This is a genomic window from Pseudoxanthomonas sp. JBR18 (genome assembly GCF_028198165.1).
Lineage (GTDB): Bacteria > Pseudomonadota > Gammaproteobacteria > Xanthomonadales > Xanthomonadaceae > Pseudoxanthomonas_A.
In genome coordinates this window covers 4,015,213-4,036,570 of sequence record NZ_CP116339.1, presented here as the reverse complement: position 1 = coordinate 4,036,570, position 21,358 = coordinate 4,015,213, and the positions used below count along the sequence as shown (strand labels likewise).

Below are 21,358 nucleotides of genomic sequence, written 5' to 3'. Positions count from 1 at the left end.
GGCGCCGCGCGTGCGTCGCTCGCTGACCCTCATCCGCCCCTCGGGGCGCCTTCCACCCCAAAGGCGCCTCGTCCCGGTGGGAGAAGGAAACAATCAAATCAGCCGCGCTTCCAGCGCACGCCTTGCGGGGTGTCCTCGAGCACGATGTTCTCGCCGGCGAGCTGATCGCGGATCGCGTCGGCCCGGGCGAAATCGCGTGCCTGCTTTGCGGCGGCGCGTTCCTCGATCAAGGCCTGGATGCGGGCGTCGTCGTCGGACGAGGTGCCACGGGCGAACCACTCGGCCGGTGACTGCTGCAGCAAGCCCAGGGCCAGGCCGGCGCCCAGCAGGTCGGACTTCAGGCGCGTTTTGTCGTCCGCGGATTCGGCCTTGCGTGCCTCGCTCGCGAGACGGGCTACTTCGGCCAGCGCCAGCGGCGTGTTGAGGTCGTCGTCCAATGCGGCTTCGATGCTGGCCGGGATATGTGCCTGCGCGTCCACGTCGCCCAGGTCGCGCAGCGTCCCGTACAGGCGGTCCAGCGTGCGCACCGACTGCTCGATCAGCGCATCGGACCAATCCAGCGGCTGGCGGTAGTGCGCCGAGAGCAGGGCGTAGCGCAGTGCCTCGGGCGGGTGCGCCTGGAGCAGGTCGTGGACGCGGGCGATATTGCCCACCGACTTGCTCATCTTGGCGCCGCCGAAGTTGAGCATGCCGTTGTGCAGCCAGAAGCGGGCGAACGTCACTCCGCCGTGTGCGCACTCGCTCTGGGCGACCTCGTTTTCGTGATGCGGGAACTGCAGGTCCACGCCGCCGGCGTGGATATCGATGGTCTGGCCCAGGTGCGCGGCGGCCATGGCCGAGCATTCGATGTGCCAGCCCGGCCGGCCGCGTCCCCACGGCGAGTCCCAGCCGGGCAGCGCGTCGGTGGAGGGCTTCCACAGCACGAAATCCCCCGGGTCGCGCTTGTACGGCGCCACGTCCACGCGCGCGCCGGCCAGCAGCTCGTCCGGATCGCGGCGCGAGAGCTGGCCGTACCGGTCGAACGAGCCGACCGAAAACAACGCGTGCCCATCGGCGGCATAGGCGTGGCCGGCGTCGATCAATCGCTCGATCATGGCGATGATGTGCGGGATGTGCGCGGTCGCCTCCGGCTCGATGTCCGGCGGGACCACGCCCAGCGCGGCCATGTCGGCACGGTAGGCGGCGGTGAACCGGTCGGTGATCGCCGAGATCGGCACGCCCTGTTCGGCGGCGGCGGCGTTGATCTTGTCGTCCACGTCGGTGATGTTGCGGGCGTAGCGCAGGCCGCCGTACCGGCGGCGCAGCAGCTGGGCCAGGACGCCGAACACCACCGGGCCACGGGCGTTGCCGATATGCACGTAGTTGTAGACCGTCGGCCCGCACACGTACATGGTCGGAGCGGCCGGATCCAGCGGGGTGAAGGCTTCGACGCGGCGCGTCAGGGTATTGAACAGCTGCAGGGACATGGGGGCACGACAGGAAGCAGGCCGTTGATTCTAGGGCTTGTCAGCGATACCTGGATAGGACACGGCGGTACGCGCGGGGCGCCCAGGCCCATGCGTGTCGCTGCCTGCATGGCGTGTGCTTGGCAGGAACGTGCCCGGCCCACGCCTGTTCACGGTGCATGCGGGCGTGTCAGTCGACAGCGCGGATTCAGCCCAGTTCCAGCCCTGCTGCCTACACTGTCCTGTGGTATCTCCGCCTCGCTTCCCATTCCCCCGCGCTGTATGCCTCCAGCCTTCCGCGTCCTGCTTGCCGTCAGTCTTTGTGCCTGCGTCGTCCCAGCGTCCGCGCAGCAGACCACGGTGGTTCCGGTGGAGAACGTGAGGATCGACTACGCGCAGGTGCTCTCCGTCGAGCCGGTCTACCAGACGCTGCGGGCCAGCCGCACCGAGCAGCAGTGCGATTCGCCGGCCAGGCAGGAGGACGAAGAGGCGCCAAAGGAAGAAGGGCGCATCGCGCGGATGGTCGATTCGGTCAAGGGCATCTTTACCGGGGACGACAGCCAGCCAGCCGATGGCAAGCCCTCGGATGCCAAATCCAGGTCAACGTCTTCAGCGGACCAGAACTGCCACATGGTCACGGTCGAGCGCGAGTTCCGCCGACCCATCGCCTACGACGTGGACTACGTCTACAAGGGCACCAAGTACCGCAACCGCATGGCCGAGGATCCCGGCAATCGCCTGCGCATCCGCGTCTCGGTGATGCCCTACGCGGGCCAGTGAGGGATCTGTCGCACTCGGCCTTGCGCCGCAGCACGGCGGCGTGCGAGGATGCGCGCCCCATGAAGATCTCTTCGCACCTGTACGCAAGCGCCGCCCGGATGGCCTCGGGCATGACCTCGCGTGCTCGCCGACCGGAATCCTGCTCCTAGCTGGGTCACCGGAGGTCTTCGCCTGCACACCGGAAAAACCCAGCCATCAGGCTGGGTTTTTTCGTTTTCGCGTCACTGGAAAGTTTCAATCGCAACCGCGCCGGCCGGCGCGCCCAATCTCGCAAAGGATGACCCGATGCCCTTGAAGCACTTCTTGAACACCCAGGACTGGAGCCGTCCGGACCTGGACGCCCTGTTGACCCAGGCCGCGCTGTTCAAACGCAACAAGCTGGGCAGCGAGCTCAAGGGCAAGTCGGTGGCCCTGGTGTTCTTCAACCCGTCCATGCGCACGCGCACCAGCTTCGAGCTGGGCACCTTCCAGCTGGGCGGCCACGCGGTGGTGCTGCAGCCGGGCAAGGATGCGTGGCCGATCGAGTTCGACCTGGGCACGGTGATGGATGGCGAGGCCGAGGAGCACATCGCCGAAGTGGCCCAGGTGCTGGGACGCTATGCGGACATCGTCGCGGTGCGCGCGTTTCCGAAGTTCGTGGACTGGCAAATCGACCGCCAGGACCGCGTGCTCAAGAGCTTCGCCAAGTATTGCCCGGTGCCGGTCATCAACATGGAGACCATCACCCATCCGTGCCAGGAGCTGGCCCACGTGATGGCGCTGCAGGAATACTTCGGCACCTCCGACCTGCGCGGCAAGAAGTACGTGCTGACCTGGACCTACCACCCCAAGCCGCTCAACACCGCGGTGGCCAATTCGGCCCTGACCATCGCCACGCGCATGGGCATGGACGTGACCCTGCTGTGCCCGACGCCCGAGTACGTCCTCGACGAGCGCTACATGGGTTGGGCGCAGGACAACGTGGCCGAAAGCGGCGGCTCGCTCAAGGTCAGCCACGACATCGACAGCGCCTACGCCGGTGCCGATGTGGTCTACGCCAAGAGCTGGGGCGCGCTGCCGTACTTCGGCAACTGGGGCCCGGAGAAGCCTATTCGCGACCAGTACAAGCACTTCATCGTGGACGAGGCCAAGATGGCCCTGACCAACAACGGCGTGTTCAGCCACTGCCTGCCGCTGCGTCGCAACGTCAAGGCGACCGACGCGGTCATGGATTCGCCACAGTGCATCGCCATCAATGAGGCCGAGAACCGTCTGCACGTGCAGAAGGCGATCATGGCCGCCCTGATTTCCCAGTAATTCCCCACCTTTCGGAACCACAGATCATGAGCAAGAAAGACATCGTGCTGGCCTTTTCCGGCGGCCTGGACACCAGCTTCTGCGTTCCCTACCTGCAGGAAAAGGGCTACGCGGTGCACACCGTGTTCGCCGACACCGGCGGCGTGGACGATGCCGAGCGCGCCTTCATCGAGCAGCGCGCCGCCGAACTGGGTGTGGCCAGCCACCAGACCGTCGATGGCGGCCCTGCGATCTGGAACGGCTTCGTCAAGCCCTTCGTGTGGGCCGGCGAGGGCTATCAGGGTCAATACCCGCTGCTGGTCTCCGACCGTTACCTGATCGTCGATGCCGCGCTCAAGCGCGCCGCCGAGCTGGGCACCAAGGCCATCGCGCATGGCTGCACCGGCATGGGTAACGACCAGGTGCGTTTCGACCTGGCGGTCAAGGCGTTGGGCGACTACGAGATCGTCGCGCCGATCCGCGAGATCCAGAAAGAGCACACCCAGACCCGCGCCTACGAGCAGCAGTACCTGGAAGCACGCGGCTTCGGCGTGCGCGCCAAGCAGCAGGCCTACACCATCAACGAGAACCTGCTGGGCCTGACCATGTCCGGCGGGGAGATCGATCGCTGGGAAGCCCCGGGCGAGGGCGCACGCGGCTGGTGCGCGCCGCGCGCCGAGTGGCCGCAAGCGCCGCTGTCGGTGACCCTGAGCTTCGTCAACGGCGAGGCCGTGGCGCTGGATGGCGAAAAGCTGGCCGGCGAGAAGATTCTGGCCAAGCTCAACAAGCTCTTCGCCCCCTACGGCGTGGGCCGTGGCGTGTACACCGGCGACACCGTGATCGGCCTGAAGGGCCGCATCGTGTTCGAGGCGCCGGGCCTGGTGTCGCTGCTGGCCGCGCACCGCGCGCTGGAGGATGCGGTGCTGACCAAGCAGCAGAATCGCTTCAAGCCCGAAGTGGCGCGCAAGTGGGTCGAGCTGGTGTACGAGGGCTTCTACCACGACCCGCTCAAGACCGACATCGAGGCCTTTCTGAAGTCCTCGCAGGGCAAGGTCAACGGCGAGGTGGTGTTGCGTACCGACGGCGGCCGCGTCGAGGCCGTGGCGGTTAAGTCGCCGCACATCCTCAACGCCAAGGGCGCGACCTACGCGCAGTCGGCCGACTGGGGCGTGGAAGAGGCCGAAGGCTTCATCAAGCTGTTCGGCATGAGCTCCACGCTGTACGCGCAGGTCAACGGCGAAGGTTGATCGGGCCCGTCATTCCCGCGCAGGAGGGGATCCAGTGGCTTGCCTGATCACTTGCAAGTCACTGGGCTCCCGCCTGACCAGACATCCGTCTGTTGAACGCCGCGGAAGCGACGAATGATGTTTAAAGCGAAGACATGACCACACTCGACATCTCCACCGACAAGACCCGCCTGGACCTGGACGTGATCCACGGTTTCCTGGTCCAGGCCTACTGGTCGCGCGGCATCCCGCGTCAGACGGTGCAGCGCGCCATCGACGGGTCGCTGTGCTTCGGTGGTTATCTCGAAGAGGTGGGGCAGGTGGCGTTCGCGCGGGTCATCACCGATGGTGCGACGTTCGCCTATCTGGCCGACGTGTTCGTGCTGGAAAGCCAGCGCGGCCATGGCTACAGCAAGCAGCTGATGCAGGCCATCGTGGCGCATCCGCAGCTGCAGGGCCTGCGTCGCTTCATGCTGGCCACCTTCGATGCGCATGGCCTGTATGCGCAGTTCGGCTTCGTGCCACCCGCGCGTCCGGACCGGTTGATGGAGAAGCTCGACATGGAGCTCTACAGCCGCGCCGCCGCTTCCGCCGCCTGAACCCGATAGACCGACTGACATGACCCATCTGCTCGAAACCACGCTGACGCATCTGGAGAAGCTGGTGTCCTTCGACACCCGCAACCCGCCGCGTGCGCTGACCACTGGCGGCATCTTCGATTACCTGCGTGCGCAGTTGCCGGGCTTCCAGGTCGAGGTGATCGACCACGGCGCCGGCGCGATCAGCTTCTACGCCGTGCGCGGCGCGCCCAGATACCTGTTCAACGTGCACCTGGATACCGTGCCGGATTCGCCGCACTGGAGCGCCGATCCGCACGTGATGCGCCGCCAGGCCGATCGCGTGGTCGGCCTGGGTGTGTGCGACATCAAGGGCGCGGCGGCCGCGCTGATCGCCGCGGCCAATGCCGGCGATGGCGATGCGGCCTTCCTGTTCTCTTCCGACGAGGAAGCCAATGACCCGCGTTGCATCGCCGCGTTCCTGGCCCGTGGCCTGCCGTACGAGGCGATTCTGGTCGCCGAGCCGACCATGGGCGAGGCCGTGCTGGCGCATCGCGGCATCAGCTCGGTGCTGATGAAGTTCGCCGGTCGCGCCGGCCATGCCTCGGGCAAGCAGGATCCATCGGCCAGCGCCCTGCACCAGGCCATGCGCTGGGGCGGCAAGGCGCTGGACCATGTCGAGTCGCTGAGCCATGCGCGTTTTGGCGGGCTGACCGGCCTGCGCTTCAACATCGGCCGGGTCGAAGGTGGCATCAAGGCCAACATGATCGCGCCAGCGGCCGAGCTGCGCTTTGGCTTCCGGCCGCTGCCCTCGATGGACGTCGACGACCTGCTGAGCACCTTCGCCGGTTTCGCCGAACCGGCCGCGGCGCATTTCGAGGAAACCTTCCGCGGCCCGAGCCTGCCTTCGGGCGACATCGCCCGTGCCGAGGAGCGTCGCCTGGCCGCGCGCGATGTCGCCGACGAACTGGGCCTGCCCATCGGCAACGCGGTGGATTTCTGGACCGAGGCCTCGCTGTTCTCGGCCGGTGGTTACACCGCGCTGGTCTACGGCCCGGGCGATATCGCCCAGGCGCATACCGCCGATGAGTTCGTGACGCTGGAGCAGTTGGAGCGTTACGCCGGATCGGTCCACCACATCATCAATGGGCGCTGATTCCAGCGCATCTCGCCGGCGGCCTTCGTGGCCGCCTGCCACCTCAAAAGAGTCAGTCCGCACATCGTGAATATCCCCGTGACCAACGCCCAGACCCGCCAGACCATCGTGCGCCTGCTTTCGAGCATGGCCAGCGCGAAGGAGATCAGCCAGTACCTCAAGCGCTTCTCGCAGCTCGATGCCAAGCGCTTTGCGGTGGTGAAGGTCGGTGGCGCGGTGCTGCGCGACGAGCTGGACGACCTGACTTCCTCACTGACCTTCCTGCAGGAAGTCGGCCTGACCCCGATCGTGCTGCACGGCGCCGGCCCGCAGCTGGATGCGGAATTGTCGGCCGCCGGTATCGAGAAGCAGACCGTGGGCGGCCTGCGCGTGACCTCGCCCGAAGGCCTGGCAATCGTGCGCAAGGTGTTCCAGTCCTCCAATCTGAAGCTGGTCGAGGCGCTGCAGGCCGCCGGCGCGCGTGCCACCTCGATCACCGGCGGCGTGTTCGAAGCCGACTACCTGGACCAGGCCACCTACGGGCTGGTCGGTGAGGTCAAGGCGGTCAACCTGGCGCCGATCGAAGCCAGCCTGCAGGCCGGCTCGATCCCGGTGATCACCAGCCTGGGCGAAACCCCGGCCGGCCAGATCCTCAACATCAACGCCGACTTTGCCGCCAACGAGCTGGTGCGCGAGCTGCAACCGTACAAGATCATCTTCCTCACCGGCACCGGCGGCCTGCTCGACGAGCAGGGCAAGGTGATCGACTCGATCAACCTGTCCACCGAGTACGATCACCTGATTGCCCAGCCGTGGATCCACGGCGGGATGAAGGTCAAGATCGAGCAGATCAAGGATCTGCTGGACAAGCTGCCGCTGGAATCGTCGGTGTCGATCACCCGGCCGGCGGACCTGGCCAAGGAGCTGTTCACGCACAAGGGCTCCGGCACGCTGGTCCGGCGTGGCGAGCGCGTGCTGAAGGCGACCTCCTGGGACGAGCTGGACCTGCCGCGGCTGAAGACCCTGATCGAATCCAGCTTCCGCCGCACGCTGGTGCCGGACTATTTCGAGAAGACCGCGTTGCTGCGCGCCTACGTCAGCGAGAACTACCGCACCGCCATCATCCTCACCGATGGCGACGGCATGGTGTACCTGGACAAGTTCGCCGTGTCCGACGACGCGCAGGGCGAGGGCCTGGGCCGTGCGGTCTGGAACGTGATGCGCGAGGAGACGCCGCAGCTGTTCTGGCGTTCGCGCCACAACAACCAGATCAACATCTTCTACTACGCCGAGTCCGACGGCTGCTTCAAGCAGGAGAAGTGGAAGGTGTTCTGGTACGGCATGGAGGATTTCGACCAGATCAAGCAGTGCGTGGCCCATTGCGCGACGCGCCAGCCGACGCTGGTGGGTTGATGACCCAGGCCGACGCCACCGCCTGGACCTGCGTGCCGACCCTGCGTGGCGACCACGTCACCCTGGCGCCGCTGTCGCCGACGCATGCCGACGGCCTGCGCGCGATCGTCGCCGACGGCGTGCTGCCGGCCCTGTGGTACACCGGCGTTCCTAGGGCCGAGGCCATCGACGGCTACATCGCCGCCGCGCTGGCCGAGCAGGCGCAGGGCCGCATGCTGTGCTTCACGGTGCTGGACGCCGATGGCGTGGTGGCCGGCTGCACGCGCTTCTATGACATCGATGTGGCGGTGCCGCGCCTGAGCATCGGCTACACCTGGTACGCACCGCGCGCGCAGCGCACCGGCTTGAACACGCAGGCCAAGCAGCTGCTGCTGGGCTACGCGTTCGAGACCCTGGGTGTGGCCTCGGTGGTGCTGGAAACCAGCTGGTTCAACCATGCCTCGCGCGCGGCGATCGCCCGCCTGGGCGCAAAGCAGGACGGCGTCCTGCGCAACCACAAGCGCCACGCCGATGGTTCCCTGCGCGACACCGTCATCTTCTCGATCCTCGACCGCGAATGGCCGGCGATCAAAACCCATCTGCAACACCAGCTGGACAAGCACGCATGACTTCCAAAACGTTCACCGTCGGCATCGTCGGCGCGCGCGGCCACACCGGCAGCGAGCTGATCAAGCTGATCGTCGCCCACCCACAGCTGCAGCTGGCCTTCGTGTCCTCGCGCGAGCTGGACGGCCAGCCGGTCAGCGAACACAACGCCGCCTATGCCGGTGCGCTGCGCTTCGAGAATCTCGATGCCGACGCCGTGGCCGCCAAGGGCGCCGACGCGGTGATCCTGGCGCTGCCCAACGGCAAGGCCGAGCCCTTCGTCGTCGCGCTCGAGGCGGTCGCGCCGGACACGATCATCGTCGACCTGTCGGCCGACTACCGCTTTGAACCTAGCTGGTATTACGGCCTGCCGGAACTCACCCGCGACAGGTATGCCGGCCAGAAGCGCATCAGCAACCCCGGCTGCTATGCCACGGCCATGCAGCTGGCCATCGCGCCATTACTGGATCAACTGGCCAGTCCACCGCAGTGTTTCGGCGTCTCTGGCTATTCAGGTGCCGGGACCACGCCGTCGGATAAGAACAACCCCGAGCTGCTGGCCGACAACCTGATGCCGTATTCGCTGACCAACCACATGCACGAACGCGAGGTGTCCGCGCAGCTCGGCCTGCCGGTGGAGTTCATGCCGCACGTGGCGCCGCATTTCCGCGGGATCACCATGACCGTCAACCTGTGGCTGCAGCACGCGATGACGCGCGAGGCGATCAAGTCCTTGTATGAGGCGCGTTATGCCGACGAGCCGCTGGTGGAGGTGATCGACGATGCGCCGTGGGTCAGCCGCATCGCCGGCACCCATGGCGTGCAGATCGGTGGCTTCACCCTGGCCCCGGGCGGCAAGCGCGTGGTGGTGGTGTCCACGCTGGACAACCTGCTCAAGGGCGCGGCCACCCAGGCCATGCAGAACCTCAACCTGGCCCTGGGCCTGGATGAGCTGACCTCGATCCCACACTGACCCGCCCTTTGTAGAGCGGAGCTCGCTCCGCCGCTGTCCCTTCCATCGCGCATCGAGTTTTGTAGAGCGGAGCTTGCTCCGCTGCCGTCCCGGTCCAGCCACGTGGACGTTCCGGGGAAGGCCTCAGCGGAGCAAGCTCCGCTCTACAGATGCAAAGACCAAATTCAAGACAGCTTCAACGCTGTCTTCGCAGGAGAACCATCCATGGCTGACTTGTTATGGCAGAAACCCGGCGTCGCGGTCGACGCCAAGATCCAGACCTTCCTGGCCGGCGATGACGTCATCCTGGACCGCGAGTTTTTCCTGTACGACATCGCGGCCAGCAAGGCGCATGCGCAGGGGTTGCAGCACATCGACATCCTCTCGCTGTCCGAGCTGGGCAAGCTGAGCGAGCAACTCGATGTGCTGGCCGAAGACTTCCGCAGCGGTGCCTTCGTGCTCGATGCGCAGTACGAGGACTGCCATTCGGCCATCGAGGCGCGCCTGACCGAGCGCCTGGGCGATGCCGGCCGCAAGATCCACACCGGCCGCAGCCGCAACGACCAGATCCTGGTCGCCACGCGCCTGTGGCTGAAGGACAAGCTGCTGCGCGTGGCCGGGCTGAGCCGCGAGGTGGCCAAGGTGGCGCTGGACCGCGCGGAAGCCGAAAAGGGAATGCCGATTCCCGGCTATACCCACATCCAGCGTGCGGTGGTGTCCTCGGCAGGCATGTGGTGGGCCGGCTGGGCCGAAGCCTTCATCGACAACGCCACGCGCGCGATGGATACCTTCCGCCTGGTGGACGCCAACCCGTTGGGGACCGCCGCAGGCTACGGCGTCAACCTGCCGCTGGATCGCGAGCACACCACCGCCGAACTGGGCTTTGCCCGGATGCAGGTCTCGCCGATCTATGCGCAGCTCTCGCGCGGCAAGTTCGAGCTGGCCGCGCTGGAGGCCCTCGGCGGCGCCACGCTGGACCTGCGCCGCATCGCCTGGGACCTGTCGTTGTTCACCAGTGGCGAGTTCGGCTTCGTCGCGCTGCCGGCGCAGTACACCACCGGCAGCTCGATCATGCCCAACAAGCGCAACCCGGACGTGATCGAGCTGATGCGCGCCACCCACGCCAGCGTGGCGGCAGCCAAGACCGAGATCGAGCAGCTGCTGTCGCTGCCATCGGGGTATCACCGCGACCTGCAGGGCTCCAAGGGCGCGATCTTCCACGGCTTCGGCCGCGGGCTGGCGGCGCTGGAGCTGCTGCCGGCGTTGCTGGCCAATCTGGAGTGGCGGCAGGACAAGATCCACGCGGCGATCGATTCGGGCATGTATGCGACCGACGTGGCGGTGGAAGCCGCGGTGGCCGGCGTGCCGTTCCGCGAGGCCTACAAGGCCGCGGCGGCCAGTGCGGACACGGCGGGGCAGGGACGCACGCCGGAAGGGAGTTTGGCGGCGCGGGTGTCGCCGGGGGCGGCGGCGGATCTGCAGTTGGAGGTGTTGCGGCGGCGTTGGGAGGGGCTGGGCGGCTGAGATGGTGTTTGGCCTTGTGTTGGAAGCAAGGGCAAAGGCTTTCGCGCCTTCGGCGCGACTTCCTTTTGTCTTGGCAAAAGGAAGCAAAACCGTCTTCGCCGGGACGCGATCCGACGCTGGCGCGTCGGGCCCCTGCGCTTCTCGCAAGTCAGGGCACGGCGCCCAAACTCGCTTCGCTCAAACAGGGCGCCTCTTCGGCCCTGACTTGCTGCGATGCTCGGCTCGCTTTACGGCTAGGGTGAGTCAAGATCACTGGCAACAGCAACAGCAACAGCAACAGCAACAGCAACAGCAACAGCAACAGCAACAGGTGTTTTGACTGGTCGGGGGATCGAGCGGAATGCTCAGGGTTGCCAGCCAGGTTTGAGTCGTTTCCCGGCGCGGGCGGGAACTGCTTTACGGCAGGCGAATGTCTGATCATCCAGTGGCTCCCGCAGCGCAACTCATCGCGCCAGCCACGCAACACAAGCAGGAGAAGCGTCAATGAAGCTGTATCTGGTAATGGCCAAGCGCAAGCCTGAGTTTCCGGACGACGTGATCGGCCCGCACAAGGACTGGTTGATCAATCTCAAGGTCGAAGGCCAGCTCCACATGACCGGCGGTTTCAGCGACGGCAGCGGCGGCGCGTACGTGCTCAAGAACCTCGACAGCCTGGAGCAGGCCCAGGCGCTGGTCGCCACCGACCCGCTGGCCCTGCGCGACGCGTCCGAGCTGACCGTGTACGAGTGGAACACGCCCTAGCTTTCGAGCGCTGAATGTTGCCGCTTGATGGGCGCATTTAACCCGCAGCGGATATTGATACAAAGCACGCCCAGGCAATCTTGTTCCGGCCATCCGTCATTCGATTCGCGGGCCGGCTTAACGTAGGAATTAGCTCCGTGGCATCTCACCAAGTCATTCCAGCACCAAGAGTGAAGATCATTTGGTCCTCAGTGTCCGGCGATGGGTTTCAGGCCGAGCTAGTCCCTGTTGATGTTGCAGGGAAGGTCCTAGGTCAGCTCCGTGCGGGTATCGGGACCATTGGTCAGGATGAAGACGGCACTTTTTGGTTTGAGGTATTCGATAACGGAGCTGGCATCCGTGTTCCCCTAGCTGAAGTTGAGCAGGCAATCGCTGATGCCAAAGAAGAAGTGCACTGTGAGAGCTACTACGACGGCTTAGCCCAGCCCGATGAGCCATGACAATTCATTCAAGGCGTTGCTTGATTCTCGCGTTACCCAATGTCCGCTTCTGACTGATTGGGGCGGCTTCCCGTCACCGCTGACCCACGCAGGTTCCTGAGTTACTAATTTCCTTATCATCCCTAGCACCCCATGAATGACGCCGCGCTCCCCACCCCCATCGCGCTGTCTCCCTTCACCGAACAGGCCCTGCCGCCGTGGCGGCGGGCGGTGCTCAAGGTTGGCAGCAGTCTGCTGGCGGCGGACGGGGGCGGGTTGTCGCCGAAGTTCGCCCTGGGCCTGGCCCAGTTCGTGTCGGCCAACGTACTGGCCGGGCGCGAGGTGGTGATCGTGTCCTCCGGCGCGGTCGCGGCCGGGCGTGCGATCGTGCCCAGGGCCGCCGAAGCCGGTGCGGCCATCGCCGCGCGGCAGGCGCTGGCCGCGCTCGGCCAGGCGCAGCTGATCGGGTTGTGGCAGCACTTCTTCGAGCGACCGGTGGCGCAGGTGCTGCTGACCCATGACGACCTGCGCAACCGTCGCCGCTACCTCAATGCGCGCGCGACCCTGCTGGAGCTGCTGGCATTGGGCACGCTGCCGGTCATCAACGAAAACGACACCGTCTCCATCGACGAGCTCAAGCTGGGCGACAACGACAACCTGGCTGCTGTGGTGGCCGCGCTGGTCGACGCCGATGCCTTGTTCATCGCCACCGACATCGACGGCCTGTACACCGCCGATCCGCGCAGCAATCCGACCGCGCGGCCATTGGACGAGGTGACGGCGCTGACGCCCGAGGTGTTCGCGATGGCGGGCGGCAGCGGCAGCAGCGTGGGCACCGGCGGCATGCGGACCAAGCTGGAAGCCGCCGCCAAGGCCGGCGCGGCGGGCGTGGAGACCTATCTGTTCAATGGCCGCAGCGCCGAGGTCGTGCGCGGGTTGGCGCTGGATCGGCTGCGCGGCACCCGCATCCATGCCGCGCAGACCCGCATCGCCGCGCGCAAAGGTTGGTTGCGCCATGCGCCGGTGGAAGCGGGTGCGATCCTGGTCGATGCCGGAGCGGCCGCGGCGCTGGCCGGCAAGGGCGCCTCCCTGCTGCCGGGCGGGGTGACCGGGGCCGAAGGCGACTTCCGGCGCGGCGACATGGTCGAGGTGCAGCAGCGGGATGCCGACGGCGTGCGCCGCCTGGCGCGGGGCATCGCCCAGTATTCTGCCGCCGACATCCGCCGCATCGCGCGACGGCATTCGCGCGAGATCGAGGCCGTGCTGGGCTATAGCTACGGTGAGAACGTGATCCACCGCGACGACCTGGTGCTGCTGTGACCGCCGTCTACGGTGGGAGCCGCCATGGCGGCGATGGGGCTTTGCCGGTAAGGGCCCGTCGCCGCCGTGGCGGCTCCCACCCGCAACCCTCCTTTCGTGCCGAGTCCTTCCGCCATGACCGATGACATCAAGACCCAGGCCCTGGCCTGCCGCGACGCCGCCCAGGTGCTTGCGCAGCTGTCCTCAACCGACAAGGCCGACCTGCTGACGTCCATGGCGCAGCGGCTCCAGGACCAGGCGCAGGCCATCCTGGCGGCCAACGCGCAGGATTTGCAGGCCGCGCGGGACAACGGGACCGGCAGCGCCATGCTGGACCGGCTCACGCTGACGCCGGAGCGTATCGACGGCATCGCCGCTGCCCTGCGGGAAGTGGCGCGCCTGCCGGATCCGGTCGGTCAGGTCACCCGCACCGACACCCGCCCCAACGGCATCCAAGTCAGCAAGGTGCGCGTGCCGCTGGGCGTGATCGCGATGATCTACGAGGCGCGCCCCAACGTGACCGCCGACGCGGCGGCGCTGTGCATCAAGGCGGGCAACGGCGTCATCCTGCGCGGTGGCAAGGAGGCGATCCACTCCAACACCGCCATCGCCCAGGTCTTGCAGGCGACTCTGGAAGCCGCCGGCGTGCCGGCTGCGGCACTGACCCTGGTCACCGACCTGCGCCGCGAGACCATGCTGGAACTGCTGCAGCTGACTGACATCGTCGACCTGGCCATTCCGCGCGGCGGCGAAGGCCTGATCCGCTTCGTCGCCGAGCATGCCCGCGTGCCGGTGATCAAGCACTACAAGGGCGTGTGCCACCTCTTCGTGGACGACAGCGCCGACCTGGACCTGGCAGTCGGCCTTCTGGTGGACGGCAAGGTGTCGCGTCCCAGCGCGTGCAACTCGCTGGAGACACTGCTGGTGCACAAGGCCATTGCCGAGCGCTTCCTGCCGATGGCGGCCAAGGCGCTGCTGGCACGTGGCGTGGAGCTGCGCGGCGATGAGGCCACGCGCGTGCTAGTGGCCGAGGCCAAGCCTGCCAGCGACGAGGACTACGCCGCTGAGTTTCTCGACCTGATCCTGGCCGTCCGCGTCGTCGACGGCCTGGACGCTGCCATCGAACACATCCGCCACTACGGCTCGGACCACACCGAGGTCATCGCGACCGGAAACGACACCCATGCCGCCACGTTCGTCAGCGCGCTGCGCGCGGCGGTGGTGATGGTCAACGCGTCCTCGCGCTTCTCCGATGGCGGCGAGTTGGGCCTGGGCGCAGAGATCGGGATTTCCACCACGCGCCTGCATTCCTACGGTCCGATGGGCCTGGAGGCACTGACCGTGGAGCGATTCGTGGTGCAGGGTCGTGGCCAGACCCGCGCTGCGAGCTAAGCTCGCAGGCAGGTTCCGGGCCGTTGGCGATAAGTGACGCGGCAGGTCATTTCCTTGATATGCGTCACGCTATTTGCGGCGTAAACATTTGTTAGGGTGCCGTGAATTCGGGGGTCCCAGGAGTTGGCACGTTTAGTGCTGAACAGGGCCATCTCTGCTGTTGGCATGTGTGATGTCCGACCTGACCCGACTCCATCCCGTGGCGCTCCAGGCCACGGTGGGCGCCGATGCGCCACTCGCCCCGGCGCCGCATGCGCGCCGCTTCTATGTCCCGGTTCGCGTCAAGTACGTGCTGGTACTGATGGCCTCGATCGCCTGGACCGCCCTCAGCGTCAAGCTCTCGATGCGCTGGCTGCATGAGCTCTCCCAGCCGATCGGGTTCGTGCCGGCCCTGATCATCATTGCCTTCATCGCCTATGTGCCGGGCTTCATGAATGCCTTCCTGATCGGTTCGATTCTGGCCGACCGTCGCCCCGCGCGAACCGAGCATCCAGGAACGCCGGAAGTGTGCGTCCTGTTGGCCTGCTACAACGAGGGGCCCAACATCGGTGAGACGCTCGCCAGCTTCGCCCGGCAGGACTATGCCGGCGAAGTGGAGGTGGTGGTCATCGACGATGGTTCCACCGACGACAGCCTGGCCATCGCCAAGGCGGCGGCGCTGGAGCACGGACGGCCCGGGCTTCGCATCCGGGTCCTCGAGCAGGCACGCAACGGTGGCAAATCGCGCGCGCTCAACCGCGGCCTGGCCGAGACGCGCCAGGCGCTGGTGATCACCGTCGACGGCGACTGCTGCTTGCGCGCCGATGCGCTGCGCAAGCTGGTCGGGCGCTTCCTGTCCGATCCGGCCGGTACGGTTGCGGTGGCTGGCGCGGTCCTGGTCCGCAACTCGCGTGAGAACCTGCTGACCCGGGGCCAGGAGTGGGACTACTTCCACGGCATCGCGGCGGTCAAGCGGATCCAGAGCATGTACCACGGCACGCTCGTCGCACAGGGCGCCTTCTCGCTCTACACCCGAGCGGCACTGGAACACGTCGGCGGCTGGCCCGAGTGCGTGGGCGAGGACATCGTGCTGTCCTGGGGACTGCTGAAGACCGGGGCGCGCATCGGTTACTGCGAGGACGCCTGCCTGTTCACCAAGGTGCCGGCCTCGCTGCGGCAGTTCTCACGTCAGCGCCAGCGCTGGTCGCGCGGCCTGATGGAGGCTTTTGCCCGGCATGGCAGCCTGCTGCTCAAGCCTCGCATGACCACGCTGTTCATCTGGTGGAATCTGTTGTTCCTGCCGCTGGACCTGGTCTATACCCTCGCTTTCATCCCCGGTTTGGTACTGGCGATGTTCGGCGTGTACTGGATCGCCGGGCCAATGACGCTGCTGGTGCTGCCGCTGGCGATGGTCTGGAACCTGATCATCTTCCGTGTGCAGGCGCTGATGTTCCGCAGCCAGAGCCTGAAAGTACGGCGCAACGTAGGCGGATTCCTGTTCTACAGCCTGGCCTACACGATGATCCTGCAGCCGGTTTGCGTGCTGGGATATGCCAAGGAAGCACTGGGCGTGCGCAAGACGTGGGGAACCAAATAATGAAGTCGCATTGCATCGGCCTGGCCATGTTGGCCGCCCTGTCCGCCACCGCTCAGCCTGCCTCGGAAACGCCCGACCGCGCATTACAGGCGCAGGTGTTCCTGGGTTCGGATTCGGACGGCAACCAGACGCTCAAGACCGGGGTTTCCGGCGACTGGACCTATACCTCCTACGATCAGTGGAGTGGGGTGACCGTGCAGGACGCGCGTTTCTCCGGTGATGGTTGGCGCCGTGAGGAAGGTCGGCTGTTCCTGACCGGCGCAGGCCATGCGGGCGAGTGGCGCTGGCAGGGTAGCGTGGGCAGCAACGGACATCGCCTGCTGGGCAGTGGCACGATCCACAGCGAGGACGCCTTCCGCAAGGAGTTCTTCGTCGAACGCGACGTGCTGGAGACGCGGCAGGGGGTGCACAACGGCTGGGTCCAGACCTATGCCGGCGCCGCACTGGATCTGCCGTTCTCCGAGCGCTGGAACGCCACAGTGCTGGGAGGGGTGCAGGACTTCGGTGTGGGCGACAACCTGCGCACGCACCTGCGCGCTAACCTGGTCTATGCCTTCCTGCCACAGCAAGGCCTCAGTCTCCAGCTGAGGACGCGCTATTACCACGACAGCCATGTGCGCGAGGCCGATTACTACACGCCCGGCGACTACCGTCAGGCGATGGGCGTGCTGGCCTGGCGGCGCTATATCGGCGGCACCCAGTGGTATGCGCGGGCAGGGCTGGGGCGGCAGCGCAGTGGGCAGGAGGATTGGCGCCAGGCAAGGCTGCTGGAAGGTGGGGTGGAAACGCCGCGCTGGAAACAAGCCTGGCTGCGTCTCGATGCAGGCTACAGCGACATGCCGGCCATCAACGGCAGCAGCGATAGCGGTTACAACTACCGCTTTGTGCAGTTGGAGCTGCGCTACGCCTTCTGAGCCGGAGGGGCAGGGACGCACGCGCACCGCAATCGCTGGCGGCGCGTCCGTGCGCGGGCCGCAGTACTACTGCGGCGAGAACTCCACCGGGATCTGCACGGTCGCTGTCACTGCCTCGCTATCGCGGATGGCCGGCTCGAACTGCCACTTGCTTGCCGCCGTCAGGGCGGCGCGGTCCAGCTGCCGGTTGCCGCTGCGCTTGGCGATGCTGATCTGGGACGGCTCGCCGTGCGCATCCACCTCCACGTTGAGCAGCACGGTCCCGCCCTCGCCAGCGCGCAGCGCCTCGCCCGGATAGTCTGGTTGCGGCATGCCCTCGGCCATGCGCGCATCGCGATCGGCGATGACCGGGCGTGTCCGGCTGGACGCGGTAGGGGCCTGGGACTGCCCGTTGGTCTGCGCTGCTTTCGCAGGAGGCGACGCGACGGGGTCGGTTGGCGCGGTCGCGGTAGGAGCGGGTGCTGTCTCACGCGTGGCGCCGAACCACCAGATCGCTCCGCCCACCAGAACCAGCAGAACGATCAGCCACAGCAGCGGGCCGATGGATCTGCGCTTTAACGTGGACGACGAGGGCGCGCTGTCCACGCCTTGCGCGGTGTCGGACGACGATGGACGCATGGTTTCAACCTCACTGGTGGCGTCCTTAGGGGACGCTTGCGAGCAGTGTTGGTGCCATGTCGTTTTTGTGACGTGACAATGCCGGCCACGCCGCATTCCGCAACCGGCTGGGGTTCAGTGATGCAAACCGGATTTCACGCGGGCCGCGACCATCAGTGCTGCAGATTGAATTCCACCGGCACGTCGACGCTGCCGGCCACTGGTTGGCCGTCTTCGATCGCAGGCTGGAAGTGCCAGCGACGCACCGCCTGCATGGCGGCCCGGTCCAGATCGCGAGAACCGCTGCGCTGGATCAGGGCCACGCCGCCCGGATCACCGTTGGCATCCACCTCGATGCGCACCACGACCGTGCCGGTGTCGCCGCGCCGCAGCGCCGCAGGGGGGTAGGTCGGGGCGGGACTCTGCGCCTCGATCGGCAGCGGGGTCGGACGGTCGGCCTGCGCCGCCGCAGGTGGCCGAGTGGTCGGTGCAGCGCCGGCGTCCGCGGTTTGGTCCACGGCCTTGGGCAATGGCTGGCTGGACGCGGTGGTATCGGCGGCGGCTTGCGTATCGCTCGCCGACGGTGCCTGCATGCCACTGGCGTTGTCCTGCGCGGCCATCGGCTCGGGCAGCGGTTCGGACAGGGCGGCCTCGGCGGTCTTATCGACCGGCTGGACAGAATAGAGGGCCTCATCGTCGCGGTTGGTCAGCCAGAACAGCCCGAACAGACCCAAGCCCAGCACGAAGGCGCCCAGCGCAAACCACAGTGCGCGATGCGGCAAACGGAAGGTGAAGGCGCGTTCGCTGGAGCTGGCACGGGACATGAGCTTTGGGAACCATCGCTTGCGGAAGACAGCGGATTCTTGCACAGGCGCGCGCGCCGGACCCGACCGCCGGCTGGCTGGCGGCAGCGCCGGATGGGGTTTCGGGCGATAATCCGAGGTTCTTTCCCCGCGCCGATGTCTTTCCGATGCTCGATCCCGTCCTGCTCCGCAACCAGCCCGCCGACCTTGCCCAGCGCCTGCGCGACACGCGCGGCTTCGATCTGGACGTGTCCGCACTGGAGTCCCTGGAGGCACGGCGCAAGCAGATCCAGGTGCGCACGCAGGAGCTGCAGAACCTGCGCAACACCCGCTCCAAGGCGATCGGCCAGGCCAAGGCCAAGGGCGAGGACGTCGCGCCGCTGCTGGCCGAGGTCGCCGGATTCGGTGAGGAGCTGAAGGCCTCGGAGGTCGAGCTGGACCAGTTGCGCGCCCAGATCGAGGCCATCGCCCTGGGCATTCCCAATCTGCCCGATCCGACCGTGCCGCCGGGCACCGACGAGGCCGGCAACGTCGAGCAACACCGCTGGGGCACGCCACGCAGCTTCGATTTCCCGATCAAGGACCATGTCGAGCTCGGCGCGCGCAACGGTTGGCTGGACGGCGACACCGCCGCCAAGCTGTCGGGCGCGCGCTTCACCGTGCTGCGTGGCCCCGTGGCGCGCCTGCATCGTGCCCTGGCCCAGCTGATGCTGGACCTGCACACCGGCGCCCACGGCTACCAGGAAACCAACGTCCCGGTGATCGTCAACGCCGAGTCGATGCAGGGCACCGGCCAGCTGCCCAAGTTCGAGGAAGACCTGTTCTCGACCCAGGTGGGCGAGGGCAAGCGCTACCTGATCCCGACCTCCGAAGTGCCGCTGACCAACACCGTGCGCGACACCATCGTCGAGGACGCCGCGCTGCCATTGCGCATGACCGCCCACTCGATGTGCTTCCGTGCCGAGGCCGGCAGCCATGGCCGCGATACGCGCGGCATGATCCGACAGCACCAGTTCGAGAAAGTCGAACTGGTGGCCATCACCCGGCCGGAAGAAAGCGCCGAAGAGCACGAGCGGATGACCCGCTGTGCCGAAGTGGTGCTGGAGACCCTGGGCCTGCCGTACCGGCGCATGCTGCTGTGCTCGGGTGACATGGGCTTTTCGGCCACCAAGACCTATGACCTGGAGGTCTGGCTGCCCTCGCAGGACACCTACCGCGAGATCTCCTCGATCTCCAACTGTGGCGACTTCCAGGCCCGGCGCATGCAGGCGCGCTGGCGCAATCCAGCCACCGGCAAGCCGGAGGCCGTGCATACGCTCAACGGCTCGGGCGTGGCGATTGGCCGCTGCCTGATCGCGGTGATGGAGAACTACCAGAACGCCGACGGCAGCATCGACGTCCCCGAAGCGCTGCGTCCCTATATGGGCGGACTGGAACGCATCGCCTGAGGATTGGCCCACGGGCGGGGTAGAGAATCCCGCCTGAATTTGTCCGTTTTCGTTGCATGGACAAACATGCGGGTGTTAAATGTCCTGAATCGTTCCAGATTCGGGATGCCGCCATGCAAGACCTCAACGATCTTTATTACTTCGCCATGGTCGTCGACCACGGCGGCTTCGCCGCGGCCGAACGCGCGCTCGGCATCCCCAAGTCACGCCTGAGCCGGCGCATCAGCCAGCTGGAAACCGACATGGGCGTGCGCCTGCTGCAGCGTTCCACGCGTCGCTTCGCGGTGACCGACGTGGGCATGAGCGTGCATCGCCATGCCCAGACCATGCTCGCCGAAGCCCAGGCTGCGCGCGAAGTGGTGGACCGCCTCTCGGCCGAGCCGCGTGGCGTGGTCCGGGTCAGCGTGCCGGTTGCCGTGGCGCAGATGCAGTTGCCCAAGATCCTGCCGGCGTTCCTGGACAAGTACCCCAAGGTGCGCCTGCAGTTGCACGTCAACAACCGGCGCGTTGACATCATCAACGAGGGTTACGACATCGCCCTGCGCGTGCGCGCCAAGCTGGACGACGATGGCAGCCTGGTGATGCGCAGCTTCGGCCAGATCCAGGAACTGCTGGTCGCCAGCCCCAAGTACCTGCAGCGCGCCGGCCGGCCGCAGACCCCGGAGGACCTGACCCAGCACGTGACCATGTCGATGAGCGAGGACGAGGCCCGCCAGCGTTGGGAACTGCACGGGCCGGCCGGGGAGGTGCGCCGCGTCGAGCTGCAGCCGCGCCTGGCGGGCTTCGATTTCCCGCTGCTCAAGGCGATGGCCAAGGATGGATACGGCATCACCTTGCTGCCCGAAACCGTGTGCGCCGATGCGGTGCGCAGCGGCGAGCTGGAGGTGGTGCTGCCCGAATGGTCGCTGCCGCAGGGCATCTGCCATGCCGTGTTCGCCTCGCGCCGTGGCCTGCTGCCGGCGGTGCGCGTGTTCATCGACTACCTGGCCGAACACCTGCCGCAGCAGATCGAGGCTTCGCGCCTGGACTGTGGCGGCAAGTGCGTCGAACGCCTGGTCGAACTGGGCCTGCGCAAGGCCTCCTGACCCGCCCCGGGGCGGTACCCGCCGCCCCGCGCACGTGCGAGAATACGCGCCCGGCCCCGCGCCGGGCGCTTTGCTGCCGGGCCTGCCGGCATGCACTTCGGAGAGATGGCCGAGCGGTTTAAGGCACCGGTCTTGAAAACCGGCGAAGGGTCAAACCTTCCGTGGGTTCGAATCCCACTCTCTCCGCCATTA

21 protein-coding genes and 1 tRNA gene are annotated in these 21,358 nt (G+C 66.7%); 18 read left to right on the top strand and 4 right to left on the bottom strand.

What is annotated here, in order from left to right:
• Window positions 1-98 precede the first annotated feature (98 nt).
• Entirely contained in the window at window positions 99-1,466 is a 1,368-nt protein-coding gene (gene cysS, locus PJ250_RS18200; protein WP_271646021.1) for a cysteine--tRNA ligase, read from the bottom strand.
• A gap of 261 nt (window positions 1,467-1,727) precedes the next feature.
• Between cysS and PJ250_RS18195 the strand changes: the two genes are divergently transcribed.
• The 9 genes from PJ250_RS18195 to argH all read left to right on the top strand — a co-directional run bounded on the left by PJ250_RS18195 (window position 1,728) and on the right by argH (window position 10,892).
• A complete protein-coding gene (locus PJ250_RS18195) occupies window positions 1,728-2,225 on the top strand; it encodes a hypothetical protein (protein ID WP_271646020.1) in 498 nt (165 codons plus the stop codon).
• A gap of 285 nt (window positions 2,226-2,510) precedes the next feature.
• Window positions 2,511-3,521 (top strand): N-acetylornithine carbamoyltransferase, encoded by a 1,011-nt coding sequence (locus PJ250_RS18190; protein WP_271646019.1) that lies wholly within the window; start codon window positions 2,511-2,513, stop codon window positions 3,519-3,521.
• A 26-nt stretch (window positions 3,522-3,547) separates the two neighbouring features.
• Window positions 3,548-4,747, top strand: coding sequence for an argininosuccinate synthase (locus tag PJ250_RS18185; protein ID WP_271646018.1), 1,200 nt, complete (start codon window positions 3,548-3,550; stop codon window positions 4,745-4,747).
• Between the two features lie 134 nt (window positions 4,748-4,881).
• On the top strand, window positions 4,882-5,325 hold the full coding sequence (locus PJ250_RS18180) for a GNAT family N-acetyltransferase (protein WP_271646017.1): 444 nt from the start codon (window positions 4,882-4,884) through the stop codon (window positions 5,323-5,325).
• Window positions 5,326-5,344: 19 nt separating this feature from the next.
• Window positions 5,345-6,439 (top strand): acetylornithine deacetylase, encoded by a 1,095-nt coding sequence (locus PJ250_RS18175; protein ID WP_271646016.1) that lies wholly within the window; start codon window positions 5,345-5,347, stop codon window positions 6,437-6,439.
• A gap of 126 nt (window positions 6,440-6,565) precedes the next feature.
• On the top strand, window positions 6,566-7,831 hold the full coding sequence (locus PJ250_RS18170) for an acetylglutamate kinase (protein ID WP_271648698.1): 1,266 nt from the start codon (window positions 6,566-6,568) through the stop codon (window positions 7,829-7,831).
• Window positions 7,831-8,439, top strand: coding sequence for a GNAT family N-acetyltransferase (locus PJ250_RS18165; protein WP_271646015.1), 609 nt, complete (start codon window positions 7,831-7,833; stop codon window positions 8,437-8,439). Before PJ250_RS18170 ends, PJ250_RS18165 begins: the two co-directional genes overlap by 1 nt.
• Complete coding sequence (gene argC / locus PJ250_RS18160) at window positions 8,436-9,389, top strand: N-acetyl-gamma-glutamyl-phosphate reductase (RefSeq protein ID WP_271646014.1); 954 nt, start codon at window positions 8,436-8,438, stop codon at window positions 9,387-9,389. The genes PJ250_RS18165 and argC overlap by 4 nt, the downstream gene beginning before the upstream one ends.
• A gap of 204 nt (window positions 9,390-9,593) precedes the next feature.
• Window positions 9,594-10,892, top strand: a complete 1,299-nt coding sequence (gene argH / locus PJ250_RS18155; protein ID WP_271646013.1) for an argininosuccinate lyase — start codon at window positions 9,594-9,596, stop codon at window positions 10,890-10,892.
• Window positions 10,893-11,040: 148 nt separating this feature from the next.
• On the opposite strand, the gene PJ250_RS18150 is transcribed toward argH, so the two are convergent.
• Window positions 11,041-11,313 (bottom strand): hypothetical protein, encoded by a 273-nt coding sequence (locus tag PJ250_RS18150; protein WP_271646012.1) that lies wholly within the window; start codon window positions 11,311-11,313, stop codon window positions 11,041-11,043.
• A 62-nt stretch (window positions 11,314-11,375) separates the two neighbouring features.
• On the opposite strand from PJ250_RS18150, the gene PJ250_RS18145 reads away from it, so the two are divergent.
• The 6 genes from PJ250_RS18145 (at window position 11,376) to PJ250_RS18120 (ending at window position 17,233) form a co-directional block, all read left to right on the top strand.
• Complete coding sequence (locus tag PJ250_RS18145; protein ID WP_271646011.1) at window positions 11,376-11,633, top strand: YciI family protein; 258 nt, start codon at window positions 11,376-11,378, stop codon at window positions 11,631-11,633.
• 170 nt (window positions 11,634-11,803) lie between these two features.
• Window positions 11,804-12,073, top strand: coding sequence for a hypothetical protein (locus PJ250_RS18140; RefSeq protein WP_271646010.1), 270 nt, complete (start codon window positions 11,804-11,806; stop codon window positions 12,071-12,073).
• Window positions 12,074-12,205: 132 nt separating this feature from the next.
• Entirely contained in the window at window positions 12,206-13,372 is a 1,167-nt protein-coding gene (gene proB, locus PJ250_RS18135; RefSeq protein WP_271646009.1) for a glutamate 5-kinase, read from the top strand.
• Window positions 13,373-13,486: 114 nt separating this feature from the next.
• Window positions 13,487-14,743, top strand: coding sequence for a glutamate-5-semialdehyde dehydrogenase (locus PJ250_RS18130; RefSeq protein ID WP_271646008.1), 1,257 nt, complete (start codon window positions 13,487-13,489; stop codon window positions 14,741-14,743).
• Window positions 14,744-14,915: 172 nt separating this feature from the next.
• Entirely contained in the window at window positions 14,916-16,319 is a 1,404-nt protein-coding gene (locus PJ250_RS18125) for a glycosyltransferase family 2 protein (RefSeq protein ID WP_271646007.1), read from the top strand.
• Window positions 16,319-17,233 (top strand): hypothetical protein, encoded by a 915-nt coding sequence (locus PJ250_RS18120; protein WP_271646006.1) that lies wholly within the window; start codon window positions 16,319-16,321, stop codon window positions 17,231-17,233. Before PJ250_RS18125 ends, PJ250_RS18120 begins: the two co-directional genes overlap by 1 nt.
• A 66-nt stretch (window positions 17,234-17,299) precedes the next feature.
• Here PJ250_RS18120 and PJ250_RS18115 read toward each other — a convergent pair whose 3' ends face one another.
• Window positions 17,300-17,851 carry an energy transducer TonB gene (locus PJ250_RS18115; RefSeq protein ID WP_271646005.1) on the bottom strand — a complete coding sequence of 184 codons (552 nt, stop codon included), beginning with the start codon at window positions 17,849-17,851 and terminating at the stop codon, window positions 17,300-17,302.
• Between the two features lie 152 nt (window positions 17,852-18,003).
• Window positions 18,004-18,654 carry an energy transducer TonB gene (locus PJ250_RS18110; RefSeq protein ID WP_271646004.1) on the bottom strand — a complete coding sequence of 217 codons (651 nt, stop codon included), beginning with the start codon at window positions 18,652-18,654 and terminating at the stop codon, window positions 18,004-18,006.
• Window positions 18,655-18,800: 146 nt separating this feature from the next.
• On the opposite strand from PJ250_RS18110, the gene serS reads away from it, so the two are divergent.
• The 3 genes from serS (at window position 18,801) to PJ250_RS18095 (ending at window position 21,355) form a co-directional block, all read left to right on the top strand.
• Entirely contained in the window at window positions 18,801-20,081 is a 1,281-nt protein-coding gene (gene serS, locus PJ250_RS18105) for a serine--tRNA ligase (protein WP_271646003.1), read from the top strand.
• Between the two features lie 98 nt (window positions 20,082-20,179).
• Window positions 20,180-21,166, top strand: coding sequence for a LysR family transcriptional regulator (locus PJ250_RS18100; RefSeq protein WP_271648697.1), 987 nt, complete (start codon window positions 20,180-20,182; stop codon window positions 21,164-21,166).
• Between the two features lie 99 nt (window positions 21,167-21,265).
• A tRNA-Ser gene (locus tag PJ250_RS18095) sits at window positions 21,266-21,355 on the top strand.
• Window positions 21,356-21,358: the final 3 nt, after the last annotated feature.

Excerpts from the sequence above, each read along its gene's own strand:
- cysS (WP_271646021.1), bottom strand. The coding sequence starts at position 1,466 with ATGTCCCTGCAGCTGTTCAATACCCTGACGCGCCGCGTCGAAGCCTTC.
- PJ250_RS18195 (WP_271646020.1), top strand. The coding sequence starts at position 1,728 with ATGCCTCCAGCCTTCCGCGTCCTGCTTGCCGTCAGTCTTTGTGCCTGC.
- PJ250_RS18190 (WP_271646019.1), top strand. The coding sequence starts at position 2,511 with ATGCCCTTGAAGCACTTCTTGAACACCCAGGACTGGAGCCGTCCGGAC.
- PJ250_RS18185 (WP_271646018.1), top strand. The coding sequence starts at position 3,548 with ATGAGCAAGAAAGACATCGTGCTGGCCTTTTCCGGCGGCCTGGACACC.
- PJ250_RS18180 (WP_271646017.1), top strand. The coding sequence starts at position 4,882 with ATGACCACACTCGACATCTCCACCGACAAGACCCGCCTGGACCTGGAC.
- PJ250_RS18175 (WP_271646016.1), top strand. The coding sequence starts at position 5,345 with ATGACCCATCTGCTCGAAACCACGCTGACGCATCTGGAGAAGCTGGTG.
- PJ250_RS18170 (WP_271648698.1), top strand. The coding sequence starts at position 6,566 with ATGGCCAGCGCGAAGGAGATCAGCCAGTACCTCAAGCGCTTCTCGCAG.
- PJ250_RS18165 (WP_271646015.1), top strand. The coding sequence starts at position 7,831 with ATGACCCAGGCCGACGCCACCGCCTGGACCTGCGTGCCGACCCTGCGT.
- argC (WP_271646014.1), top strand. The coding sequence starts at position 8,436 with ATGACTTCCAAAACGTTCACCGTCGGCATCGTCGGCGCGCGCGGCCAC.
- argH (WP_271646013.1), top strand. The coding sequence starts at position 9,594 with ATGGCTGACTTGTTATGGCAGAAACCCGGCGTCGCGGTCGACGCCAAG.
- PJ250_RS18150 (WP_271646012.1), bottom strand. The coding sequence starts at position 11,313 with ATGATCAGACATTCGCCTGCCGTAAAGCAGTTCCCGCCCGCGCCGGGA.
- PJ250_RS18145 (WP_271646011.1), top strand. The coding sequence starts at position 11,376 with ATGAAGCTGTATCTGGTAATGGCCAAGCGCAAGCCTGAGTTTCCGGAC.
- proB (WP_271646009.1), top strand. The coding sequence starts at position 12,206 with ATGAATGACGCCGCGCTCCCCACCCCCATCGCGCTGTCTCCCTTCACC.
- PJ250_RS18130 (WP_271646008.1), top strand. The coding sequence starts at position 13,487 with ATGACCGATGACATCAAGACCCAGGCCCTGGCCTGCCGCGACGCCGCC.
- PJ250_RS18125 (WP_271646007.1), top strand. The coding sequence starts at position 14,916 with ATGTCCGACCTGACCCGACTCCATCCCGTGGCGCTCCAGGCCACGGTG.
- PJ250_RS18120 (WP_271646006.1), top strand. The coding sequence starts at position 16,319 with ATGAAGTCGCATTGCATCGGCCTGGCCATGTTGGCCGCCCTGTCCGCC.
- PJ250_RS18115 (WP_271646005.1), bottom strand. The coding sequence starts at position 17,851 with ATGCGTCCATCGTCGTCCGACACCGCGCAAGGCGTGGACAGCGCGCCC.
- PJ250_RS18110 (WP_271646004.1), bottom strand. The coding sequence starts at position 18,654 with ATGTCCCGTGCCAGCTCCAGCGAACGCGCCTTCACCTTCCGTTTGCCG.
- serS (WP_271646003.1), top strand. The coding sequence starts at position 18,801 with ATGCTCGATCCCGTCCTGCTCCGCAACCAGCCCGCCGACCTTGCCCAG.